This is a genomic window from Stappia sp. (genome assembly GCF_048261845.1).
Classification (GTDB): Bacteria; Pseudomonadota; Alphaproteobacteria; order Rhizobiales; family Stappiaceae; genus Stappia.
Genome location: NZ_JBLXFR010000124.1, coordinates 1 through 5,910 on the forward strand (window position 1 = coordinate 1; position 5,910 = coordinate 5,910).

The 5,910-nt window shown below is 65.0% G+C and carries 7 protein-coding genes; 2 read left to right on the forward strand and 5 right to left on the reverse strand.

What is annotated here, in order from left to right:
* From ACN0T5_RS21590 to ACN0T5_RS21610, 5 genes are all read right to left on the reverse strand, one after another.
* Positions 1-929, reverse strand: a 929-nt coding sequence (locus ACN0T5_RS21590; protein ID WP_417770665.1) for a thiamine pyrophosphate-dependent enzyme, incomplete at its 3' end; no start/stop codon positions are given.
* 134 nt (positions 930-1,063) lie between these two features.
* Positions 1,064-1,375 (reverse strand): hypothetical protein, encoded by a 312-nt coding sequence (locus ACN0T5_RS21595; RefSeq protein WP_417770666.1) that lies wholly within the window; start codon positions 1,373-1,375, stop codon positions 1,064-1,066.
* A 153-nt stretch (positions 1,376-1,528) separates the two neighbouring features.
* Complete coding sequence (locus tag ACN0T5_RS21600) at positions 1,529-2,797, reverse strand: ABC transporter permease (protein WP_417770667.1); 1,269 nt, start codon at positions 2,795-2,797, stop codon at positions 1,529-1,531.
* Positions 2,794-3,600, reverse strand: a complete 807-nt coding sequence (locus ACN0T5_RS21605; RefSeq protein WP_417770668.1) for a taurine ABC transporter ATP-binding protein — start codon at positions 3,598-3,600, stop codon at positions 2,794-2,796. The genes ACN0T5_RS21600 and ACN0T5_RS21605 overlap by 4 nt, the downstream gene beginning before the upstream one ends.
* A 104-nt stretch (positions 3,601-3,704) precedes the next feature.
* Complete coding sequence (locus tag ACN0T5_RS21610; protein WP_417770669.1) at positions 3,705-4,712, reverse strand: ABC transporter substrate-binding protein; 1,008 nt, start codon at positions 4,710-4,712, stop codon at positions 3,705-3,707.
* A 3-nt stretch (positions 4,713-4,715) separates the two neighbouring features.
* Between ACN0T5_RS21610 and ACN0T5_RS21615 the strand changes: the two genes are divergently transcribed.
* Together ACN0T5_RS21615 and ACN0T5_RS21620 are read left to right on the forward strand one after the other, a co-directional pair.
* A complete protein-coding gene (locus tag ACN0T5_RS21615) occupies positions 4,716-4,982 on the forward strand; it encodes a hypothetical protein (RefSeq protein ID WP_417770670.1) in 267 nt (88 codons plus the stop codon).
* A 148-nt stretch (positions 4,983-5,130) separates the two neighbouring features.
* A partial coding sequence (locus ACN0T5_RS21620) for an aspartate aminotransferase family protein (protein WP_417770671.1) occupies positions 5,131-5,910 on the forward strand: 780 nt, incomplete at its 3' end.

Consider the following 5,910-nt stretch of genomic DNA (forward strand, 5'->3'; position numbering starts at 1 on the left):
TGCAAAAGCGGATCTTCGGCCTCCCACCCCTCGAAGACCGTTCGGTCGAGATAGGCCTGCTGCACGTCGGAACCGGCATGACCATATAGGCGCACGGTGCTCAGGTGCAGGAATACCGGCCGACGCTGCGTGCGGGCGAAATCGGCAGCCTCGCGCGCCGCGCGGTAGCTGTCGTAGATGTCCAGACCGTCGGCGGCGATGTATTTCAGCCCGGGGCGCTGCGCGAGATTCGCCGCGATCCAGCCGCGCGGCGTTCGGGTCGAGATGCCGATTCCGTTGTCCTCGCAAACGAAGACGATGGGCATGGGCACCGACTGGTAGGCGGTCCAGCAGGCAGAGTTGATCGCGCCCTGGGCGGTCGAGTGATTGGCCGAGGCATCGCCGAAAGAGCAGAGGATGACTCCATCGGACGCAAGACGCGCGTGCTCGGGCCTTGCGCGCCGGGCAGCGCCGATGGAATAGGCCGCGCCGACCGCCTTTGGCAGGTGGCTCGCGATGGTCGAAGTTTGCGGCGGAATCGCCAGCGACAACGAGCCCAGCACCTTGTGTCGTCCGCCCGAGATCGGATCGTCCCGCGCAGTGGCAAAACTCAACAGCATGTCGCGAGTCGGGTCCGTTCCGCATTGGGCGGCGCGCATCGCCTGGAAGGCGCCGTCGCGGTAATGCAGGAACGCCATGTCGTCAGGCCGCAACGCCGCGGCCACTGCCGCCATGCCTTCGTGCCCGGATGAGCCGATCGTGTAATAGCCCTGCCCCGCCGCCTGCATCCGGCGCGAAGTGCGATCAAGGTTGCGGCTCAGGACCTGGGCGCGAAAAACCGTTTCCGCGAGCGACGGCTCAAGCGGGCCGGAGGGCTCTGACCCGCGCGGAAAGTCGCGCCGCGCGATGCGCGACACGAAAGCCTCGTGAACGATTTCGGCCCTGTCCATGATCGGAGTTAGAACGCAAAGCCCGCGGCCTCACAAGGGGGAGAGACCGCGGGCAGCAATTGGACCGTCGGCGCACGTTTGGCAGCGGTTGACGGGCCGCGCATATCATTGGGCTGGCGCCCCGGCTGGCACGATCAGTCGGTACTGTCGTCCGCCGAGATCACGGCAACCAGCACGAGACCGGCGGCGATCGCGGCGGGACCGGTGCCGTCGAGCGTGACGCTGCCACCCGAGCCGACGCGGCGGCACTGGCGCACGGTCAGCCCGTCCTTGACGACGAGATCGGGCAGGCAGTTGTAGACGACGCCGTTCGCGCCGACGATCTGGACGCTGTAGACCGGATCGCCGCTGGCACCGATGACGGTCTCCTGCGTGGTGGTCTGGGCGTGGAGTGCGCTGCCCGCGATCATGGATCCGAGCGCGAAAATCTTGGCAAAATGCTTCATAATTCTCTCTCCTTCTATGTGACGCAACACGACCTGGATGGAACGGTTCCGATCATAGAGGGATTCGCAGACAGGCTCGGCAAGGCTTTGCCGGAGGCTGGCCAAAAGATGCCGATCGCGTCGAGGGATGCCCATTTTGGCGGCTTCCGCCGGCTACGAGCGCCCCTTCCACGGCACCAGCAGCCTTTCGGCCCAGCGCATCAGGATGTCGATGCCGAAACCGATGATGCCGATCAGGATGATCCCCATGACGACTATATCGGTATTCTGGAACTTCGAGGCGACCATGATCATCATGCCCGCGCCCTTCTCGGCGGCGACCAGTTCCGCCGCGACCACGGTGCCCCAGCAGACGCCCATGGCGACCCGTGCGCCGGTGAATATCTCGGGCAGCGAGTTCGGGACGATCACGTGGCGCATGATCTGCCACTTGCTGGCCCCCAGCGAATAGGCGGCATGCACCTTGGCGATGTTGACGCCCGACACGCCCGAGCGCGCGGCAATCGCCATGATCCAGAGTGCCGCGAGGAACAGCAGGATGATCTTGCCAGCCTCGCCGATGCCGGCCCAGATGATGACCAGCGGGATCAGCGCCAGCGGCGGCACCGGGCGCATGAATTCGACGATCGGGTCGAACCAGCCGCGGAACCAGTTGCTCAGCCCCATCGCATAGCCGAGCGGGATGCCGACCAGCGCGCCCAGCAGGAAGCCGACGATGACGCGGAACAGCGAATAGCCCAGGTGCTCGAACAGGCCAGTGTTGCGAAAACCCTCCCGCGCGGTCTGGATCACCCGGCCCCAGACATCCTCGGGCGGCGGCAAGTAGAGCGGCTCCATCTGCCAGCCCTTGTTCGGCTCGATGTTCAGCGTGCCCTTGGGCGTCAGCGCGACGCGGGCAAAGTCGGTCTGGACGGTGCCGCCGTCCTCGATCGGCTGGCCATTCACAGCGACCAGCCGCGCACCGTCCTTGCGCGTCACCTCGTCGTTCGCGTCCCAGATCAGCAGCTTGCTGCGATAACTGGCCACGGCGAGGGCGTCGTTGCGCGCAAGCCCGGTGCCTTCGTCCACCTCCAGTTGCTCAGGCTGGGTGCCGGTGGCAAAGACGCGCACGGCGACGGTGGCGTCGTCGGTGCTGCCGTCGGGCGCGGCGACGGTATATTCAAAGCTGCCGTCGCCCAGAAAGGGACCGGGCGCATGCAGGAAGCCGGGCACCAGTTTCGAGCCGGTGAAGGCGCCCCAGAGCAGGAACAGCGTCACAAGCGAGACCACGCTGGCCACCCGGTTCGGCGAAACCGCGCTTTCGTCGCCGAAGGTCACGGTCTTGAGCGAGCCGAAGTCGCTGCGCGCGACACCGGCGGCGACCATCTTGGCCAGCACGAAAGAGGCGATGAAGATCGCGGCGTAAATGAGGAACGGGATCACTGCGCAACCTCCACACGGCCCATGATCTCTTCCTCCATGTCCCAGATCATCGCCAGGATCTCTTCGCGCCGCTCTGCGAACTCGGGGTGTTTCTTGACCTCGCGCAGGTCGGCATCGACCCCCATCTCGGCGAAGGGCAGACGATACTCGCGATGGATGCGGCCCGGGCGCGGCGCCATGACCAGCAGGCGCTCGCCCAGAAGCAGCGCCTCTTCCACCGAGTGGGTGATGAGGATGATGGTCTTGCCGGTCTCCTTCCAGAGCTTCAGCACCAGGCTCTGCATCTTCTCCCGCGTCAGCGCATCAAGCGCGCCCAGCGGTTCGTCCATCAGGATCACGTCGGGGTCATTGGCAAGGCAACGGGCCAGCGCCACGCGCTGCTGCATGCCGCCGGAAAGTTCGTAGACCGCTTTTTCCTTGAAATCGCCCAGGCCGACCACGTCGAGCAGGTGATCGACGATCTGCTTTTTCTCGCCTGCCGGCATTCCCTTCATCGAGGGGCCGAAACCGACATTCTCGCGCACGCTCATCCATTCGAACAGCGCGCCCTGCTGGAAGACCATGCCGCGCTCGGCGTCCGGGCCGGTGACGCGGTGACCGTTCAGCACCACGCGCCCGTCGGTCGGGGCAAGGAAACCGGCAATGATGTTGAGCAGCGTGGTCTTGCCGCAGCCCGAGGGGCCGAGAACCGACATCAACTCTCCGGGTTCGATCTTCAGGGTCACGTCTTCGAGCGCCTGCACGTGAGTCCCGTTCGGCAGTTCGAAGCGCATTGAAAGGTTTTCGATCGACAGTCCCGACATCGCGGCAAGTCCCCCATCGCCTGTGCCTGTTCCGGCCCCGCCCGGCGCCACGGCGCCCGGCAGGCCCGTGCGGCGCGCCGTCCCGGCACGCCGCACGGTCTTGCTTACATGCCCTTGGCGGCCTCGAGCGGGCCGATGTTGACGTTGCCCTCGTAGCTGTCGAGCGCCTTGTCGATCGAACCCGCGTCGACAAAGACCTGTGCCACGCCCTTCATGAACTCTTGGCTGCCGCCACCGAGCCATTTCTGCGACAGCTGCGTGTCGATGTCGGGGAAGACGAAGGTGTCCATCGTCGACTTGGCATCGGCCGGATCCATGCCGGCGTCCTTGGCGATCACCTCGAGCATTTCCTCGCGATTCTCGCCGCTGTTCCACATGGCGTTGGCATCGGCCGTGACTTTGAGGAACTTGGCCACCACGTCGGGATTCTCGGCGACGAAGCTGGCGGGCGCCGAAGTCACGTCGAAGACCAGGATGCCCAGCTCTTCCTTTTCGGCGCCGGTCAGCAGGATGTTGCCGTGCTCTTTCATTCGCCGCAACGCCCCGCCCCAGCCACAGGCCATGTCAAGGCTGCCCTGCGCCAGTGCCGCGGCACCTTCGGCCGGCGCCATGTCCACCACTTCGAGGCTCGCGAGATCGACGCCGAAATGGTCCATCTGCTTGAGAAAGCCGTAGTGCGCGGCGGTGCCCAGCGGCACCGCGACCTTCTTGCCGGCAAGCTCGGAGGCGCTGTCCTTGTCGATTTCGAGACCCGAGGAGACGACGCAGTTGTCATTCTCGGAATAGCTGACGGCCACGTCGAGGATCTGGAGGTCCTGGCCGGCGCTCGTGGCCACCACGAAAGGCGGCACGCCCTGGCTGACCGACAGTTGCACATCGCCCGAGGCCATTGCCGCGCTCATCGCGGTGCCGGTGTCGAAGCTGACCCAGTTCACCTTCATGCCGAGCGCCTCGTCATAGGTGCCCATCTGCTTGGCATACTCGAAAGGCATCGGCCATTCGAGGAAATAGCCGACGGTGATCTCGCCGTGACCGGCGGCAAGGGCGGTCTGCGCGCCGCCAAGGGTCGCGACGGCGGCGACGGCGGCAAGGAGGGTTTTGCTGAGTGTCATATCGTGAAGGTCTCCCGGTTGAATTTCATCCGCGATTTTTTCGCGGACCGTCCTGGCACCGTCATACGCGGCACCTTCGGAGCGGCACGAGACCGGCTGAACACGTTCCGGCCTTTCGGCTTCATCGAAACGGAAAAACCGCGACCGATCAATGCCCTTGTCCCGGTCACCCCGCCGCGGAAGCCGGTGAAAATGTATGACATCTTCGTCGAGGCGCGGTCGGCGGATGCAGAAAATGTCTTGAACGCAACGGCTTGTCCCGCGCACTGACATGCGCGCAATGCGGCACTGGCGCTATACTTCATCCCGGACTGGCCCTAACTGTTGGCCGGCGAACCGACGTGATATCCTAGCAGGAATTCAGACCCCGCGCGAATCCGCGAGCACTCGCGGGCGGGCCTTCAGATGGAGCCTCGACATGGACGGCAAGTTTCTCGACAACGATATCGACAAGGTGGTCGCGGCCGACCGCGCCCACGTCTGGCATCACCTGAGCCAGCACAAGCCCTACGAGACCAGCGATCCGAGGGTGATCGTCGAGGGCAAGGGCATGCGGGTCTGGGACCAGAAGGGCAAGGAGCATCTCGACGCCGTTTCCGGAGGGGTCTGGACGGTCAACGTCGGCTACGGGCGCGAAAGCATCGCCGACGCGGTGCGCGAGCAACTGGTCAAGCTGAATTACTTCGCCGGCTCCGCCGGCTCGATCCCCGGTGCGTTGTTCTCGGAAAAGCTGCTGGAAAAGATGCCGGGCCTCAGCCGCGTCTACTACTGCAACTCGGGTTCCGAGGCGAACGAAAAGGCCTTCAAGATGGTCCGCCAGATCGCGCACAAGCGTTATGGCGGCAAGAAGCACAAGATCCTCTACCGCGATCGCGACTACCACGGCACGACCATCGGCTGCCTGTCGGCCGGCGGCCAGGACGAGCGCGGCGCGCAATATGGCCCCTTCACCCCCGGTTTCGTGCGCGTGCCCCATTGCCTTGAGTATCGCGCCTTCGAACAGGAGGGCGCTGACCTCGAGAATTACGGCGAATGGGCCGCGAACCAGATCGAAGAGACGATCCTGCGCGAAGGCCCCGACACCGTCGGCGCGCTTTGCCTCGAGCCGGTGACGGCGGGCGGCGGCGTCATCACCCCGCCCGAGGGCTACTGGCAGCGCGTGCAGGAGATCTGCCGCAAGTATGACATCCTGCTACAT